The 15,388-nt window shown below is 71.2% G+C and carries 16 protein-coding genes, 1 tRNA gene and 1 pseudogene; 7 read left to right on the forward strand and 11 right to left on the reverse strand.

Annotated elements, in window-relative coordinates:
- Nucleotides 1–31 precede the first annotated feature (31 nt).
- The 5 genes from grpE to EMA09_RS13460 all read right to left on the reverse strand — a co-directional run bounded on the left by grpE (nucleotide 32) and on the right by EMA09_RS13460 (nucleotide 4,813).
- Complete coding sequence (gene grpE / locus EMA09_RS13445) at nucleotides 32–733, reverse strand: nucleotide exchange factor GrpE (protein WP_129841285.1); 702 nt, start codon at nucleotides 731–733, stop codon at nucleotides 32–34.
- Entirely contained in the window at nucleotides 730–2,589 is a 1,860-nt protein-coding gene (gene dnaK, locus EMA09_RS13450; protein ID WP_129841286.1) for a molecular chaperone DnaK, read from the reverse strand. Before dnaK ends, grpE begins: the two co-directional genes overlap by 4 nt.
- A gap of 203 nt (nucleotides 2,590–2,792) precedes the next feature.
- The gene (locus EMA09_RS13455; protein WP_129841287.1) at nucleotides 2,793–3,563 is read right to left on the reverse strand and encodes a peptidoglycan recognition protein; all 771 of its coding nucleotides are present in this window, start codon (nucleotides 3,561–3,563) and stop codon (nucleotides 2,793–2,795) included.
- Between the two features lie 24 nt (nucleotides 3,564–3,587).
- The gene (locus tag EMA09_RS28360; RefSeq protein WP_168220723.1) at nucleotides 3,588–3,734 is read right to left on the reverse strand and encodes a hypothetical protein; all 147 of its coding nucleotides are present in this window, start codon (nucleotides 3,732–3,734) and stop codon (nucleotides 3,588–3,590) included.
- Nucleotides 3,735–3,829: 95 nt separating this feature from the next.
- The gene (locus tag EMA09_RS13460) at nucleotides 3,830–4,813 is read right to left on the reverse strand and encodes an LCP family protein (protein WP_168220724.1); all 984 of its coding nucleotides are present in this window, start codon (nucleotides 4,811–4,813) and stop codon (nucleotides 3,830–3,832) included.
- A 180-nt stretch (nucleotides 4,814–4,993) separates the two neighbouring features.
- Between EMA09_RS13460 and EMA09_RS13465 the strand changes: the two genes are divergently transcribed.
- The 3 genes from EMA09_RS13465 to dcd are packed head-to-tail and all read left to right on the forward strand — an operon-like array spanning nucleotide 4,994 to nucleotide 8,448.
- Complete coding sequence (locus tag EMA09_RS13465; protein ID WP_129841289.1) at nucleotides 4,994–7,186, forward strand: (Fe-S)-binding protein; 2,193 nt, start codon at nucleotides 4,994–4,996, stop codon at nucleotides 7,184–7,186.
- A 2-nt stretch (nucleotides 7,187–7,188) separates the two neighbouring features.
- The gene (locus EMA09_RS13470; RefSeq protein ID WP_129841290.1) at nucleotides 7,189–7,863 is read left to right on the forward strand and encodes a Yip1 family protein; all 675 of its coding nucleotides are present in this window, start codon (nucleotides 7,189–7,191) and stop codon (nucleotides 7,861–7,863) included.
- Between the two features lie 9 nt (nucleotides 7,864–7,872).
- The gene (dcd, locus tag EMA09_RS13475; protein ID WP_129841291.1) at nucleotides 7,873–8,448 is read left to right on the forward strand and encodes a dCTP deaminase; all 576 of its coding nucleotides are present in this window, start codon (nucleotides 7,873–7,875) and stop codon (nucleotides 8,446–8,448) included.
- Here dcd and EMA09_RS28970 read toward each other — a convergent pair.
- On the reverse strand, nucleotides 8,402–8,614 hold the full coding sequence (locus EMA09_RS28970) for a hypothetical protein (protein WP_129841292.1): 213 nt from the start codon (nucleotides 8,612–8,614) through the stop codon (nucleotides 8,402–8,404). The genes dcd and EMA09_RS28970 overlap by 47 nt on opposite strands.
- Before the next feature lie 141 nt (nucleotides 8,615–8,755).
- Here EMA09_RS28970 and EMA09_RS13485 point away from each other — a divergent pair.
- The 3 genes from EMA09_RS13485 to EMA09_RS13495 all read left to right on the forward strand — a co-directional run bounded on the left by EMA09_RS13485 (nucleotide 8,756) and on the right by EMA09_RS13495 (nucleotide 9,736).
- A tRNA-Gly gene (locus EMA09_RS13485) sits at nucleotides 8,756–8,829 on the forward strand.
- Nucleotides 8,830–9,071: 242 nt separating this feature from the next.
- Nucleotides 9,072–9,449: a DUF6247 family protein gene (locus EMA09_RS13490; RefSeq protein ID WP_129841293.1), complete on the forward strand. Its 378-nt coding sequence runs from the start codon at nucleotides 9,072–9,074 to the stop codon at nucleotides 9,447–9,449.
- Nucleotides 9,446–9,736 carry a hypothetical protein gene (locus tag EMA09_RS13495; protein ID WP_129841294.1) on the forward strand — a complete coding sequence of 97 codons (291 nt, stop codon included), beginning with the start codon at nucleotides 9,446–9,448 and terminating at the stop codon, nucleotides 9,734–9,736. The genes EMA09_RS13490 and EMA09_RS13495 overlap by 4 nt, the downstream gene beginning before the upstream one ends.
- 301 nt (nucleotides 9,737–10,037) lie before the next feature.
- Here EMA09_RS13495 and EMA09_RS13500 read toward each other — a convergent pair whose 3' ends face one another.
- A complete protein-coding gene (locus tag EMA09_RS13500) occupies nucleotides 10,038–10,376 on the reverse strand; it encodes a type II toxin-antitoxin system PemK/MazF family toxin (protein ID WP_240796383.1) in 339 nt (112 codons plus the stop codon).
- A 265-nt stretch (nucleotides 10,377–10,641) separates the two neighbouring features.
- On the opposite strand from EMA09_RS13500, the gene EMA09_RS13505 reads away from it, so the two are divergent.
- On the forward strand, nucleotides 10,642–11,196 hold the full coding sequence (locus EMA09_RS13505) for a TIGR03086 family metal-binding protein (protein WP_240796384.1): 555 nt from the start codon (nucleotides 10,642–10,644) through the stop codon (nucleotides 11,194–11,196).
- Nucleotides 11,197–11,419: 223 nt separating this feature from the next.
- Here EMA09_RS13505 and EMA09_RS13510 read toward each other — a convergent pair whose 3' ends face one another.
- The 4 genes and pseudogenes from EMA09_RS13510 to EMA09_RS13525 all read right to left on the reverse strand — a co-directional run bounded on the left by EMA09_RS13510 (nucleotide 11,420) and on the right by EMA09_RS13525 (nucleotide 15,375).
- Nucleotides 11,420–12,238 (reverse strand): ABC transporter ATP-binding protein, encoded by an 819-nt coding sequence (locus EMA09_RS13510; RefSeq protein ID WP_129841297.1) that lies wholly within the window; start codon nucleotides 12,236–12,238, stop codon nucleotides 11,420–11,422.
- Nucleotides 12,235–13,287, reverse strand: a complete 1,053-nt coding sequence (locus EMA09_RS13515) for an iron ABC transporter permease (protein ID WP_129841298.1) — start codon at nucleotides 13,285–13,287, stop codon at nucleotides 12,235–12,237. The genes EMA09_RS13510 and EMA09_RS13515 overlap by 4 nt, the downstream gene beginning before the upstream one ends.
- Nucleotides 13,284–14,327, reverse strand: coding sequence for an iron ABC transporter permease (locus EMA09_RS13520; RefSeq protein WP_129841299.1), 1,044 nt, complete (start codon nucleotides 14,325–14,327; stop codon nucleotides 13,284–13,286). Before EMA09_RS13520 ends, EMA09_RS13515 begins: the two co-directional genes overlap by 4 nt.
- Nucleotides 14,324–15,375: pseudogene (locus EMA09_RS13525) on the reverse strand (iron-siderophore ABC transporter substrate-binding protein). Before EMA09_RS13525 ends, EMA09_RS13520 begins: the two are co-directional and overlap by 4 nt.
- Nucleotides 15,376–15,388 lie beyond the last annotated feature (13 nt).

Raw genomic sequence — 15,388 nt, forward strand, 5'->3', positions numbered from 1 at the left:
CTCTCCGTGCCCGCCGAACGGTGCTCCGGCGTCAGCCCTCGTCCGGGCCACCGCCGGCGTCCCTCTCGGCCGAGCCGTCGTCCTGCGCCTCCGCGGGCTTCCCCGGCTGCGGCTCGGCCACACCGACCCGGGCCGGACGGATGGTCCGCTCGCCGATGCGATACCCGGGCTGGAGGATCTGCACGCACGTGGTCTCGGTGACGTCCGGCGAGTAGCTGTGCATCAGCGCCTCGTGGACCATCGGGTCGAAGGGCTCGCCCTCCTTGCCGAACTGCATCAGGCCCATCTTGGCCGCCACCGTCTCCAGCGACTCGGCGACCTGCTTGAAGCCGCCGACCAGCTCACCGTGGTCGCGGGCGCGCCCGATGTCGTCGAGCACCGGCAGCAGCTCGGTCAGCAGGTTCGCGACGGCGATCTCCTTGACCGCCACCCGGTCCCGCTCGACACGCCGGCGGTAGTTCTGGAACTCCGCCTGCAGCCGCTGCAGGTCCTGCGTCCGCTCGGCGAGCGCCGTACGGGTCTGGTCGAGCTGCGCGGTCAGCGCCAAGTCCTCGAGGTCCTGGGCGTGCGCCTCCCGGTCCTGGGCCGCCCCCGGCTCCCCGGCCGCGGCGTCACCGCCGCCGGCCGGGGAGCCGGTCGCCGCACCCTCGGCGTGCGGCTGCTCGCCGCCCGCCGCCTCGGCGTCCGGGACCTCATCGGGCTCCTGCTCGAAGCCCTGCGGGTCCTGTGTCACGCGCCGGCACCACCCTTCGGCTTGTCCTCGTCCACGATCTCGGCGTCGACGACGTCGTCGTCGGCCGGCCGGCCGCCCGCGGCACCCGGCTGGCTCTCGGTGCCGCCCGCGGCCTGGGCCGCCTGGGCGTCGGCGTACATCGCCTGGCCGAGCTTCTGGCTCGTGGAGGCGACCTTCTCGGACGCCTCGCGGATCGCCGCGGTGTCCTCGCCCTTGAGCTGTTCCTTGAGCTCGGCGACCGCAGCCTCGACCTCGGTCTTCACCTCGGCCGGGACCTTCTCCGCGTTCTCCTTGATGAAGTTCTCGGTGGTGTAGACGAGCTGCTCGGCCTGGTTGCGGGTCTCCGCGGCCTCACGGCGCCTGGCGTCCTCGTCGGCGTACTGCTCGGCGTCGCGCATCATGCGCTCGATGTCGTCCTTCGGCAGCGCCGAGCCGCCGGTGACGGTCATCCGCTGCTCCTTGCCGGTGCCGAGGTCCTTCGCCGACACGTGCATGATGCCGTTCGCGTCGATGTCGAAGGTGACCTCGATCTGCGGCACGCTGCGCGGCGCCGGCGGCAGGCCGGTCAGCTCGAACATGCCGAGCTTCTTGTTGTACGCCGCGATCTCGCGCTCGCCCTGGTAGACCTGGATCTGGACCGACGGCTGGTTGTCCTCGGCCGTGGTGAAGATCTCGGAGCGCTTCGTCGGGATCGTCGTGTTGCGCTCGATCAGCTTCGTCATGATGCCGCCCTTGGTCTCGATGCCGAGGGACAGCGGGGTGACGTCGAGCAGCAGGACGTCCTTGACCTCGCCCTTCAGGACACCGGCCTGGAGGCTGGCGCCGATGGCGACGACCTCGTCCGGGTTCACGCCCTTGTTGGCGTCCTTGCCGCCGGTCAGCTCGCGCACCAGCTCGGCGACGGCCGGCATGCGGGTCGAGCCGCCGACGAGCACCACGTGGTCGATCTCCGCGAGCTGGATGCCCGCGTCCTTGATGACGTTGTGGAACGGAACCTTGCAGCGCTCCAGGAGGTCCGAGGTGAGCTGCTGGAACTGCGCCCGGGTGAGCTTCTCGTCCATGTGCAGCGGGCCCTCGGCCGACGCCGTGATGTAGGGCAGGTTGATCGTGGTCTCGGTGGACGAGGACAGCTCGATCTTCGCCTTCTCCGCGGACTCGCGCAGCCGCTGGAGGGCCATCTTGTCCTTGGACAGGTCGACGCCGTGCGCGCTCGCGAACTGGCGGACCAGGTGGTCCACGATGCGCTGGTCCCAGTCGTCACCGCCGAGGTGGTTGTCGCCGTTGGTGGCCTTCACCTCGACGACGCCGTCACCGATCTCCAGCAGCGACACGTCGAACGTGCCACCGCCGAGGTCGAAGACCAGGATCGTCTGGTCGTCCTTCTCCAGCCCGTAGGCGAGGGCGGCGGCGGTGGGCTCGTTGACGATGCGCAGGACGTTCAGGCCGGCGATCTCGCCGGCCTCCTTGGTGGCCTGGCGCTCGTGGTCGTTGAAGTACGCCGGGACGGTGATGACCGCGTCGGTCACCTTCTCGCCCAGGTACGCCTCCGCGTCGCGCTTCAGCTTCTGCAGGATGAAGGCGCTGATCTGCTGCGGGTTGAAGTCCTTGCCGTCGAGGCCGATCTTCCAGTCGGTGCCCATGTGGCGCTTGACCGAGCGGATGGTCCGGTCCACGTTGGTGACGGCCTGGCGCTTGGCGACCTCGCCGACGAGCACCTCGCCGTTCTTCGCGAAGGCGACGACGGACGGCGTGGTCCTGGCGCCCTCGGCGTTGGTGATGACGGTGGGCTCACCGCCTTCAAGCACACTGACGACAGAGTTCGTCGTGCCCAGGTCGATGCCGACCGCACGTGCCATTTCGGTTTCCTCCGACTGGTTGGCTTGCTTGAGCTTGAGTGGAACTGGCTCAAGAGTGCCTCAGCGGAGCGACGCAGTCAAATGACCTGAGCGGAGTCGACTCAAGTCCTGTGCCCCCTGCTCGCTCAGCCCCGTGATTCCGGGGCCGCGGGGACGGTCGAGGGTCCCGCGAGGGGAAACGCTCCGGACGCGCCCGGGTCACGTCAGCCCCCGCCCGCCCCCTCGATCCGCAGCCGGGCGGCCTCCTCGCGGATGCGCGGCAGCTCCCCGTACAACGCTTCGCCCGGGCAGTACGTTTCCACGATGTCCCGGTGCCCCGAGATCACCGCCAGCTCGGCCTCCTCCCCCTCGGGGACGCGGCTGGCGTCGTTCGTCGACACGAGCCGCACCTGTCCGCGCGGGTCCGTCCCGGGCCGCAGCTTCCACGCGGCGATCCGCGCGATCCCCTCGATCAGCGGCTCCGGGACGGGCACCCCGGCGGGGAACTCCCCGAGCGCCGCCACCCCCACGCTGTCGCTGTTGAACCCCGTGGTGTGCGCGCCCATGACGTACCGCTCGTACCCCCCGCCCCGCCCCTCGTACACCGTCCCGCACTTGTCCACCACGAAGTTGTAGCCCACGTCGTCCCATCCCATGCGGGACACGTGGTCCGCCTGCATGGACCGCAGCATCTCCGGGACCTCGTCGCAGTCGTAGTCGTCGGGATGGCTCGTGTGATGCACGAACACCGCCCGCGCGGCACCCGTGTACGTGACCGCCTCCGTCCGCAGCTCCTCGTCCGCGCCCCACGCGTCACGCGTCACCACGTCCGGCGCGGGCGCCGGCTGCTGCACCGCGGGCAGCGGCCGCTCCGGCGCGCCCTGGCGCCGTGCCTGCGGCGGCTCCCCGGCCGTGCGGGGCGCGTCCCAGGTCACCAGGACGGCGAGAGGTACGACAGCGGCCCACAGCACCGCCTGACGCGACCACGACCACATGCGCAACCCTCCCGGCCGGCCCGCTCAGGGCAGGATCTCGACGGCGTCCGGCGGCCGCGGGCCGCCCGCGCCGGGCGGCGCGGCGGTCCTGGGGGCGGCGGGCCGCGGGGCGGACGCGCGGACGGCTGGACCGCGGAGGCCGGTGCCCGCGGCGACCGGGACGTCGATCATGTCCCCATGCCAGCACGGCCCCCCGCGCGCCGCATCCCGGGCGGGCGCGGCGCGGGGCCGTTCAGGCAGCCGTGACGGCCCGGGGCGGCCGGGCGTCAGGGGGCCGCCGGGCGGGTGAGGGGCCGGTCGTCGCGGAGGGCGTCGAAGAGACGGTCGGCGGCCGGCCGGTCGAGCACCAGCCGGTCCGGCCGGGTGGGGTGCGGCAGGGTCGGGACGGTGTGGAACGTGACGCCGCCCTCCGGCACGCCGCGCAGGTCCGCCGCGAGGGCGCGCAGCTCGTCCAGCGAGTCGAGACCGGGGTCGGCGGTGATGGCCGAGGTCACGGCGGTCAGCACCGGGTACAGGCGCGCCGGGTCGGTGAGCACGCCCGACTCCGTGATCCGGTCGCGCAGCAGGCCGAGGAACCGCTGCTGGCGCTCCAGGCGGTTGAGGTCGCTGCCGTCGCCGACGTGGACGCGGGCGCGGACGTACGCGAGGGCCTGCTCGCCGTCCAGCAGGTGGCGCCCGGCGGACAGGTCGTGTCCCACGTTCGGGTCGCGCTCGGCCTCGGCCAGCTCCACCTCCACGCCGCCGACGGCGTCCACGAGGCGGGCGAAGCCGTCGAAGCCGATGACGAGGTGGTGGTCGATCCGCAGGTCCGCGAAGCCCTCGAACGTCCGGATGGTGCAGGCCGCGCCGCCGAACTGGTAGGCCCAGTTGAACTGCGCGCGCCGCGCCCGCGTCGGCTCGCCGTCCGGCCCGTGGCAGGCGGGGATGTCGGCCACGATGTCGCGCGGCACGCTCACGACGTCGGCGCGGTCGCCGCCGGCGGAGAGGTGGAGGAGCAGCACCGTGTCGGACCTGGCGTTGCCGGTGCCGGAGCCGAGGTCGTCGCCGATGACCATGATGGTGCGCCCCGCGCCCGCCGTGGCGCGCGGGCGGTCGCCGGCGTCGCGTTCCAGGGCCTCGGCGGCGGCGTGGTCGGTCCTGATGTTGCCCTCGAGCCGCTGGTAGGCCCACAGCGCGACGCCGGCGCCGACCGCCAGCAGCACCCCGAAGGCCAGCAGGAGCCACCACAGCACTTTCTGTCCGCGTGTCATATGGAAGGGCATGCGGTCCATCGTGCGGGCCGGATCGTCCGGTCTGCGGCATTTGCGATGATCTGTCGATACCTTCCGCCCGAAGGACGTAGACGAAAGAGGGCAGCATAGGTGGCGCCCGATGGGTTAAGTTACCCATTGGTACAGCCCGCCGGGCCCTGCCCGTCACGAGGAGCCGTCATGCAACTCGCCGCGATCGTCACCACCCTGGTCCTCACCGCGATCGCCGTCGCGCTGATCGGCCGGGCCGTCGTGCGGATCGTCCACTTCCTGCGGCTCGGCCAGCCGGTGCCCGAGGGCAGCCGCACGGACGATCCGGGGCGGCGCACCCTCACCCTCGCCAGGGAATTCCTCGGCCACACCCGGATGAACCGGTGGGCCGTCGTCGGTGTCGCGCACTGGTTCGTGGCCATCGGCTTCCTGACCCTCGGCCTCACCATCGTCCAGGCGTTCGGCCAGCTCTTCGCCGCCGACTGGACGCTCCCGGTGCTCGGCGGCTTCCTCCCGTACGAGATGTACATCGAGTTCATCGCGGCCGGCACGACCCTCGGCATCCTCACCCTCATCGCGATCCGGCTCCTCAGCCTCCCCTCCCGCCCCGGCCGCAAGTCCCGCTTCACCGGCTCGACCGCCTGGCAGGCGTACTTCGTCGAGTACGTGATCCTGGTCATCGGCGTCTGCATCCTGGTGCTCCGCGGCCTGGAGGGCGCCCTCCACCACGTCGACGGCTACGGCGCCGCGCACTTCGTCACCTATCCGCTGGTGGCCGCGTTCGACGGCCTGTCCACCGGCACCCTCCAGACGCTGGTCTACCTCGTGGCGCTCGTGAAGCTCGGCACCACGATGATCTGGGCCATCACCGTCGGCCTGAACACCGACATGGGCATCGCCTGGCACCGGTTCCTCGCCTTCCCCAACATCTGGTTCAAGCGCAACGCGTCCGGCGCCACCGCGCTCGGCCCCCTCCAGCCGATGACGGCCGGCGGCAAGCCCATCGACTTCGAGACCGTCCTCGACGAGGAGGGCGGCGAGGACACGCAGTTCGGCGTCTCGAAGGTCGAGCACTTCTCCTGGAAGGGCCTCCTCGACTTCTCCACCTGCACCGAGTGCGGCCGCTGCCAGTCCCAGTGCCCCGCGTGGAACACGGGCAAGCCCCTGTCCCCCAAGCTGCTGATCATGTCCCTGCGGGACCACGCCCACGCCAAGGCCCCGTACCTGCTGCCCGGCGCCGCCGTCTCCGCCGCCCCCGGCACCGACACGCCCGCCCCCGTCACCGAGCTGCCCCTCGTCGGCACGGCCGAGGAGGGCGGCGTCATCGACCCCGACGTCCTGTGGTCCTGCACGACGTGCGGCGCCTGCGTCGAGCAGTGCCCCGTCGACATCGAGCACGTCGACCACATCGTCGACATGCGCCGCTACCAGGTCATGATCGAGTCGGCGTTCCCCAGCGAGGCCGGCACCATGCTGAAGAACCTGGAGCGCAAGGGCAACCCCTGGGGCCTCGCCAAGAAGAAGCGGCTGGAGTGGACGAAGGAGGTCGGCTTCGACGTGCCCGTCCTCGGCCAGGACGTCGAGTCCCTCGCCGACGTCGAGTACCTCTACTGGGTCGGCTGCGCCGGCGCCCTGGAGGACCGCGCGAAGAAGACCACCAAGGCGTTCGCCGAGCTGCTGCACATCGCCGGCGTGAAGTTCGCGATCATGGGCGGCGACGAGGCGTGCACCGGCGACTCCGCCCGCCGCCTCGGCAACGAGTTCCTCTTCCAGCAGCTCGGCGAGCAGAACGTCGCCGCCCTCGACGAGGCCGGCGCCACCCGCATCGTGACCACCTGCCCCCACTGCTTCAACACCATCGCCAACGAGTACCCGCAGCTCGGCGGCTCGTACGAGGTGATCCACCACACACAGCTCCTCCAACACCTGGTGGACACGGGAAAGCTCGTCCCCGTCACCCCCGTCGAGGGCCTCATCACCTACCACGACCCGTGCTACCTCGGCCGGCACAACAAGGTCTACACCCCGCCCCGCGAGATCATCGGCAAGGTCCCCGGCCTGCGCAACGAGGAGATGCACCGCCACAAGGAGCGCGGGTTCTGCTGCGGCGCCGGCGGTGCCCGCATGTGGATGGAGGAGCGGATCGGCAAGCGCATCAACGACGAGCGCGTCGACGAGGCGCTGTCCCTCGACCCGGACATCATCTCCACGGCCTGCCCGTTCTGTCTGGTCATGCTCAGTGACTCGGTCAACGGCAAGAAGAACGCCGACGCCGCCAAGGAGTCCCTGCGCGTCGTGGACGTCGCCCAACTCCTCCTGGAATCCGTGAAGACCAAGCCCGACCCGGAGGAGAGCACCGAGCGCGAGACGGTACGTTCATAGGCGTGGCCGGATACCCAGGACGACCCGACGACCCGTACGCCCATGGGCACAACGCCCATGGCCAGCCGTACCCCGAGCCGGACTACGGCTACGGCGAGCCGGAGCCGGCACCTCAGCCGCCTCCGCAGCCGCCCCTGCCGTGGGCGCAGCTCCTGACCGGCATCATCCTGCGGCCGAACCAGACGTTCCTCCGCATGCGGGACTACCGCATGTGGGTGCCTGCGCTGAGTGTGACCTTCATCTACGGCCTGGCCACGGCGTTCGGGATCGACGACGTCCGCGACTCGATCAACGACACGACGTTCTCGGCGCTCGTGCCGCCCCTGCTGGCGACGGGTGTGGCGATGATGCTGGGCGCCCTGCTGCTCAGCACCGTCACGCACAACATGGCGCGCCAGTTCGGCGGCAACGGCATCTGGGCACCCACCGCCGGCCTCGCCATGCTGATCATGTGCCTGGCGGACATCCCGCGTCTGGCGCTGGCCCTGTTCATGGGCAGCAGCGCGGCACTGGTGCAGACCGTCGGCTGGGCCACGTGGATCGGCACCTGCGTCCTGTTCACGCTGATGGTGAGCGTCTCCCACGAGATCAGTCGCCCGCGCGCCCTCGGCTCGTCGGCGATCCAGCTCCTCGGCCTCCTGGTCCTGGTGAAGCTGGGCATCCTGATGACCGGGTAGCCTCGGGGCGTGCTTCTGTCAGACAAGGACATCCGGACCGAAATCGATCGCGGACGCGTACGGCTCGACCCGTTCGACGCGTCGATGATCCAGCCGAGCAGCATCGACGTGCGGCTCGACCGCTACTTCCGGGTGTTCGAGAATCACCGGTACCCGCACATCGACCCGTCGGTGGAGCAGCCGGACCTGACACGGACGATCGAGTCCCCGGGCGACGAACCGTTCATCCTGCACCCGGGGGAGTTCGTCCTCGCCTCGACCTACGAGGTGATCACGCTCCCGGACGACCTGGCGTCCCGGCTGGAGGGCAAGAGTTCCCTGGGCCGCCTCGGCCTCCTGACCCACTCGACGGCCGGCTTCATCGACCCGGGTTTCTCGGGCCACGTCACGCTGGAGCTGTCGAACGTGGCGACGCTCCCGATCAAACTGTGGCCCGGCATGAAGATCGGCCAGCTCTGCCTGTTCCGGCTGACCTCCCCGGCCGAACGCCCTTACGGCTCGGCCGGGGTGGGTTCCCGCTACCAGGGCCAGCGCGGACCTACACCGTCGCGCTCGTACCTGAACTTCCACCGGACGGAGATCTGAGTTCCCCGCCCACGACGGGCACCGCACTGCGGAGCCGCGCACACCGGGGACACCTCAACAACCGCCCGGGCCCGATCCGTTCACTGCCCAACTGCTGCATGGGGAACCGCGTGGTACTGAACTGGTGCCCCTCGGCACATCGCACAACGGTGACAGCGGTCTGCAAAGCTTCCCTCTCCCCTGCTCGACGACGACCGCCACCCTAGGGGAAGCCTCGGACACTCCGACGCAGCCACTCCGCGATACCCCGACGGCGCCCCGATGGGGTAAGGTGAACCCACCAGAACGATGCGGAGCACCGTTCACTGCGGGCGTAGTTTAATGGTAGAACATGAGCTTCCCAAGCTCAGAGCGCGAGTTCGATTCTCGTCGCCCGCTCCAGCAGCCAAGGCCCAGGTCAGGGACCCGATTCCCAGCCTGGGCCGTTGTGTTGCCAGGGGGAGAGCCGAGGCGCCGAGCGGCTCGGTCGGTCAGGACTCCGCCTCCGTCACGGCCAGATCGTTGGTCCCTGCCCGGCCAACGATCCACACCCTGCATCGGCTGGCCCCGAGCTTGAGATTCCGGGTCTTATCGGACACGCTGGCGGCAGCAGCGCCGGCAGCCCGAAGGAGAGGATCGCCTCCATGACGACCGCATCGGACCCCTCTTCCGGGGCGCCTCGGGTCCCGCAGCCTGCGAGCACCCCCGAGGAACTGCGGGCCGCCCTCGCGCTCGTCGCTCCGGGGGCGCTGCCCACGTTCGACGCCGAACGCTCCGCCGCCCTACGGCAAGCCCGCGAACAGGTCAGCGCGGCACCCCTGCGCCGTTTCCTCGGTCAGTGGGCCGTGTACGTCGCGATCGAGCGTGCTCCGGACCGCGCGGCCCGGCTGCACGCGCTTGAGGCACGTGCAGCCGAGACCGACGACCTGGCCGATGCCCGTGCCATCGCCGCCGAGATCGGCGGCATCCTCGACACGGCAGCCGCCGAGGCCGGTGTTCATCGCGGGCAGCACCTTCCGTGAACGACAAGGAACAGTGGCGGTGGGAGTACGACCCGGACGCCGAGCATGTCATCGCGGGACTCCCGCCCCATGTCGTCACCGAGGTCGAGCGACTGGCCGACGAACTGGTGACTCTGGCCGAGGTCGGCGTCGACGTGACCGATATCGGTGCCGGCCCGAGTCACGGCGGCCCGGGTGGGCTCCGCCGCATCCCCCTCCTGGCGGACGGCTGGTTCTTCGCCCTCCCCGTACCGCGCATCAAGCTCATTGCCATCGTCCGCATCATCCCGCCGTTCGCAGACCTGTGACCGCCTCGCTGGCGAACTCGGTGTCGGCACCGTGCCTGGTACTGCCGGAACGGGTGGAGAACCAAGGTCAGCAACGGACCTCGGCGAACGCCCGAGCACCCCGCTGAGGCAACATTCACACGGGTCAGGGGGCACACCAAACCCTCTCGCACGGTGATTCCCAAGCCTCCCGAGCCCAGAGCGCGAGTTCGATTCTCGTCGCCCGCTCCAGCAGTCAAGGCCCAGGTCCGGGACGCGATTCCCGGCCTGGGCCGTCGTGTTCTTCGGGGCGCCCTTCGGCCTTGTCGGGCCGGTGCGGGGCTCAGCGTTGGAAGCCCAGGATGATGCGGATTGCCGTTTCCACGCTGCGGAGTTCGCCCGAGGCCAGGAGTCCCAGCCGCTTGCGCAGGTGTGCCTTCGCGACCGTGTGGAGGTCCGCGCAGTTCACGTAGGGCTCGGTGTATTCGGTCAGGCCGGAGTCGGGGCCTACCCGGATGTGCGTGGCCCGCGGGCCTGTGGTTCCCGTGATCAGCGCGACCGTTACCGAGGACAGTGGTTCAGCGATGCGGTTGACCGTGAGGACAACCACTGGGTGCGGGCCGAGCGGCTGCGGCAGGGCACATCCCCAGACCTCGCCGCGCAGGGGCGTGCCCGCGCTCACCACTGCATCTCGTCGGCCGCCCGCAGCTCGTCCTCCGTCGGCGGGACGGCCGCGCCGGCCGGTGGGAAGGTCAAGCCCGGACGAGGAGGGGCGCATGCTCCGGGGAGACGACGGGGCCGGAGGCCGCCGGCAGGGCTGGGTGAGGGGCTCCGTCCGGATCTCCCCGCGGTCTCTTTCCGGTCGGCCGGAGAGACAGCGATGATTTCTGGCGATCCCACGTGTCCTTGCTGGTGCAGGCACCAGCGGTGAGAGGTGTGGAGACGTGATGGATCTGAAGCCCGCGTGCGCGCGGATGGGCCGGGTCGTGGCCGGTCTCGGGGACGGGCAGCTCGACGACCCCACTCCGTGTGCCGAATACGACGTCGGCGAGCTGCTCGCGCATGTCGCCGAGGTGGCGCGGGGAGCCCGGGCCGTCGCGCGCAAGGAGGAGCAGCCGGCGGGAGCGCTGTGGGCGCCGCCGCGTGAGGGATGGCGAGAGGGACTGGCCGGGGAGCTCCGGGCGCTCGGGGAGGCGTGGAACGAGCCGACGGCCTGGGAGGGCGTGTCCAGTGGGGCGGGCGCGGAGTTGCCGAACGAGCTGTGGGGGAGGATCGCGTTCACCGAGATCGTCGTGCACGGATGGGATCTGGCCCGGGCCACGGGACAGCCCTTCGAACTGCCCGACGAGACGGTGCGTGCCTGCTATGAGCACGTCGCCGAGTTCGTGCCGAATGCCCCGGTGCCCGGCCTGTGGGGGGCGCGGATCGAGATACCCGGGGACGCCGCGCTGTTCGACCGGCTGCTCGCGATCACCGGTCGGCAACCCGGCTGGACCCCGTAGGAGCCCCGATGCGATGACCCGGGTGACCGCTCGGCTGGGAGCCCTTCTCCACAGCCATCGACCCTATGATGTGGGGGTGTACCTGCCCGGGGACAAGGCACAGATCCCTGGACCTGTGCCCTGCGAGATCGCCGTCGATGAACTACTGCGTATGTGAAGCGACCTGCGGCTGGTCATTTCAGGGACGGGCCGAACTCGTGTGACTTCCACCGGCTGTGGTTGGTCATGCGTCCACGATCGTGGGGGCTGTGTGGTGGCGGCCTATCGGGAGCATCAGGGGGCGGCCCGATATCGGGTCGTCGATGATGCGGCTCTCCAGGCCGAACACCGCTCGGACGCAGTCCTCCGTCAGGACGTCGGACGGTGTTCCGGCGGTGTGCAGGGTGCCGGACGCCAGGGCGATCAGGTGGTCCGCGTAGCGTGCCGCGAGGTTCAGGTCGTGCAGCACCATCACGATCGTCGTGCCGCGTGAGCGGTTCAGGTCGGTCAGGAGGTCGAGGACCTCGATCTGGTGGCTCACGTCGAGGAAGGTGGTCGGCTCGTCCAGCAGCAGCAGGTCGGTCTGCTGTGCCAGGGCCATCGCGATCCACACGCGCTGGCGCTGGCCGCCGGAGAGTTCGTCGACGGCGCGGTCGGCGAGGTCGGCGGTGCCGGTCGCTTCGAGGGCCGAGGCGACCGCGGCGTCGTCCTTGTCGTTCCAGCGGGAGAAGAGCCCCTGGTGCGGGTGGCGGCCGCGGCCGACGAGGTCGAGGACCGTGATGCCCTCGGGCGCGATCGGGGACTGCGGCAGCAGGCCGAGGGTGCGGGCGAGTTCCTTGGCGGGGAGGCGGTGCACCTCCTTGCCGTCCAGGACGACGCGGCCCTCGCAGGGGGCGAGCAGGCGTGACATCGACCGCAGCAGGGTCGACTTCCCGCAGGCGTTGGCGCCGACGATGGCGGTGATCGCGCCGGGCGGCACCGTCAGGTCGAGGGATGTGACGACGACGCGGTCGCCGTAGCCGAGGGTGAGGTTCTCGGCGGCGAGTGCGTGGGACGTGGTCAAAGGGAGCCTCCCGCCCGGTGGGTGCGGATGATCAGGTAGACGAGGTACGGGGCGCCGAGGACGCCGGTGACGACGCCCACCGGGTAGCGGACGTCGAACGCGTACTGGCCCGTGAAGTCCGCGACGAGCACCAGCAGCGCGCCCACGAGCCCGGCCGGCACCAGCAGGGACGTGCCGGGTCCCACGAGCCGTGCCGCGATGGGTCCCGACAGGAACGCCACGAACGCGATCGGCCCGCAGGCGGCGGTGGCGAAGGCGATCAGTCCGACGGCGGCGACGATGAGGGTGACGCGGGTGCGTTCGACGCGTACCCCGAGGGCGGACGCGGTGTCGTCGCCGAGCTGCAGCGCGGAGAGGTGCCGTGCCCGCGACAGCAGGACGGGGGCGAGGACGGCCAGGGCGATGGCGGTCGGCACGACCTGGTCCCACGTCGTGCCGTTGAGGCTGCCGGTCAGCCAGCGCGTCGCCTCCTGCAGGTCCCACTCGGCGGCCCGGGACAGGACGTAGGAGGTGACGCTGTCGAGCATCGCGGAGATGCCGATGCCGATCAGGATGAGCCGCGTGCCGACGACGCCGTCCCTGAAGGCCAGCCCGTACACGAGCAGGGCGACGGCGAGCGCCGCGGTGATCGCGAGGACGGAGACCTGCGTGTCGTCCAGGGAGAGCGCGACGATCGCGATGGCCGCCGCCGCGCCGGCGCCCGAGCTGATGCCGATGACGTCCGGGCTGGCCAGCGGGTTGCGCAGCATCGTCTGGAACGTGACGCCCGCCATGCCGAAGCTGAGGCCGGCCGTCACGGCGAGGACCGCGCGGGGCAGCCGGAGCCGCCCGACCGTGAAGGACGCCCCCGGCACCCGCTCCCCCAGGACGACGCGGAACACGTCGCCGGGCGGGTAGTACGTGTGCCCGAACATCAGGGACACGGCGAACGCGGCGACGACGAGGGCGGCCAGCACCAGCACGATGAGCAGACGGCGGCGGGCGCGCCGGGTCCGGCCGCGGGTGACGTCCCGCAGCACGGACGGCCGGGCGGCGGCGGGGGCGTTCACAGGGCACGGACTTTCTGACGGCGGACGACGTGGATGAAGAACGGGGCGCCGATCAGCGCGGTAACGATGCCGACGTCGACCTCGGCCGGGCGGGCCACGAGGCGGCCGACGACGTCGGCGACGGTGAGCAGCGACGCGCCGGTCAGGGCGGAGAACGGCAGCAGCCAGCGGTGGTCCACGCCGACGAGGAGGCGGCAGGCGTGCGGGACGACGAGGCCGACGAAGCCGATCGGTCCGGCGACGGCCGTCGAGGCGCCGCACAGCACGACGGCGCCGAGGGCGGCCGTGGCCCGCACGAGCGCGACGCGTTCGCCGAGGCCGGCGGCGACGTCGTCGCCGAGGGCGAGCGAGTTGAGGGACCTGGCGGCCAGCAGGGAGACGGCGCAGCCGACGGCGAGGAACGGCAGGACGTGCCCGATGCGTTCGAACGAGGCGCCGCCCACGCCGCCGATCTGCCACAGCCGGAAGCCGCCGGCGATGTCGTTGCGGGGCAGGACGACGGCGCTGACGAGCGAGGCGAACGCGGCGGAGGTCGCGGCGCCCGCGAGGGCGAGCTTGAGGGGGGTCGCGCCGCCGCGGCCGAGGGAGCCGACGGTGTACACGAAGGCGGCGGAGAGGCCCGCGCCGGCCAGCGCCACCCACACGTAGGCGGTCGGCGAGGTGAGGCCGAAGTACGCGACGGCGGTGACGACGGCGAGCGACGCGCCCATGTTCACGCCGAGGATGCCGGGGTCGGCCAGCGGGTTGCGGGTCACGCCCTGCATGACGCCGCCGGCGAGGCCGAGGGCGGCGCCGATGAGCACGGCGAGCACCGTGCGCGGGATCCGTTTGGTGACGGCGGCCTGCCCGATGGTGTCGTCCGCGCCGCCGAGCGCGGCCCACACGTCCGACCAGGGGACGGTGCGCGAGCCGAGGGCGACGGACGCGAACATGGCGGCGGCCAGCACGAGGAGCACCGCGAGGAGCCACAGGAGCCGGACGCGCGCCGGACGCCGCGCGGGGGCGGCGTCCGGTTCGCGGCGGGTTTCGGCCGTGGTCACTCGACCCTGTCCGCGGCGTCGGCGAGCGCGGCGACGTAGTCCTCAAGCACCCAGGAGATCGACAGGGGGGTGGGGTTCGCGGCGGTCGCGAGGGGGAGCTGCCGGGCAGGAGGTAGACGGAGCCGCGCTCCACGGCGGGCATGTGGGACAGCAGCGGGTCGCTCTGGAGGGTCTCCAGCAGTTCGCCGGTGTCGTCGCCGTAGCCGGTGATGATGTCGACGTCGTCGAACGCGTCGATCTGCTCGGCGCTCTGGGTCAGGGCGAACTGGTCGGTGCCCTCGGAGAGGGTGGCGATGCTGTCCGGGATGGTCAGCCCGAGGTCCTCGAAGAAGAGGGTCCTGGTGTCGTGCGTGGTGTAGAAGCCGACCTGGCTCACGTCGTTGGGGTCGACGTGGGTCATGAACATGGCCGACTTGCCCTGGAGCTGCGGGTAGTCGGCGACGACGTCGTCGATCTGGCCCTCGATGTCGGAGATCAGCGCGTCGCCCTCCTCGGCGAGGCCGATGGCCTCGCTGTTCAGGCGGATGATGTCGCGCCAGGGGGTGGCCCAGGCGGCGTCCGGGTAGGCGACGACGGGCGCTATCTCGCTCAGCGTGTCGTAGTCCTCCTGGGTCAGCCCCGAGTAGGCGGCGAGGATGATGTCGGGCTGGGTGTCGGCCACGGCCTCGAAGTCGATGCCGTCGGTCTCGTCGAACAGGACGGGGGTCTCGGCGTCGAGTTCCGCCAGGCGCTCGGCGACCCAGGGGAGGACGCCGTCGCCGTCGTCGTCGCCGAAGTTGGCCGCCGCCATGCCGACCGGGACGATGCCGAGGGCGAGCGGCACCTCGTGGTTGGCCCAGTTGACGGTGGCGACGCGTTCCGGCTTCTCGGGGATGGTGGTCTCGCCGAGGGCGTGCTCGATGGTCAGGGGGAACTGGCTCGCGCTGTCGCCCGTCCCGGAGCCGCCCCCCTGGGCGTCGTCCTGGTCGTCGGAGGAACCGCCGCAGGCCGTGAGCCCGAGGAGGAGGGCCGCCGCCGTGGCGAGGAGGGGGACGCGGTGTCGTCGCATGGGTTCCGTAACT

The organism is Streptomyces sp. RFCAC02 (genome assembly GCF_004193175.1).
Taxonomy (GTDB): Bacteria; Actinomycetota; Actinomycetes; order Streptomycetales; family Streptomycetaceae; genus Streptomyces.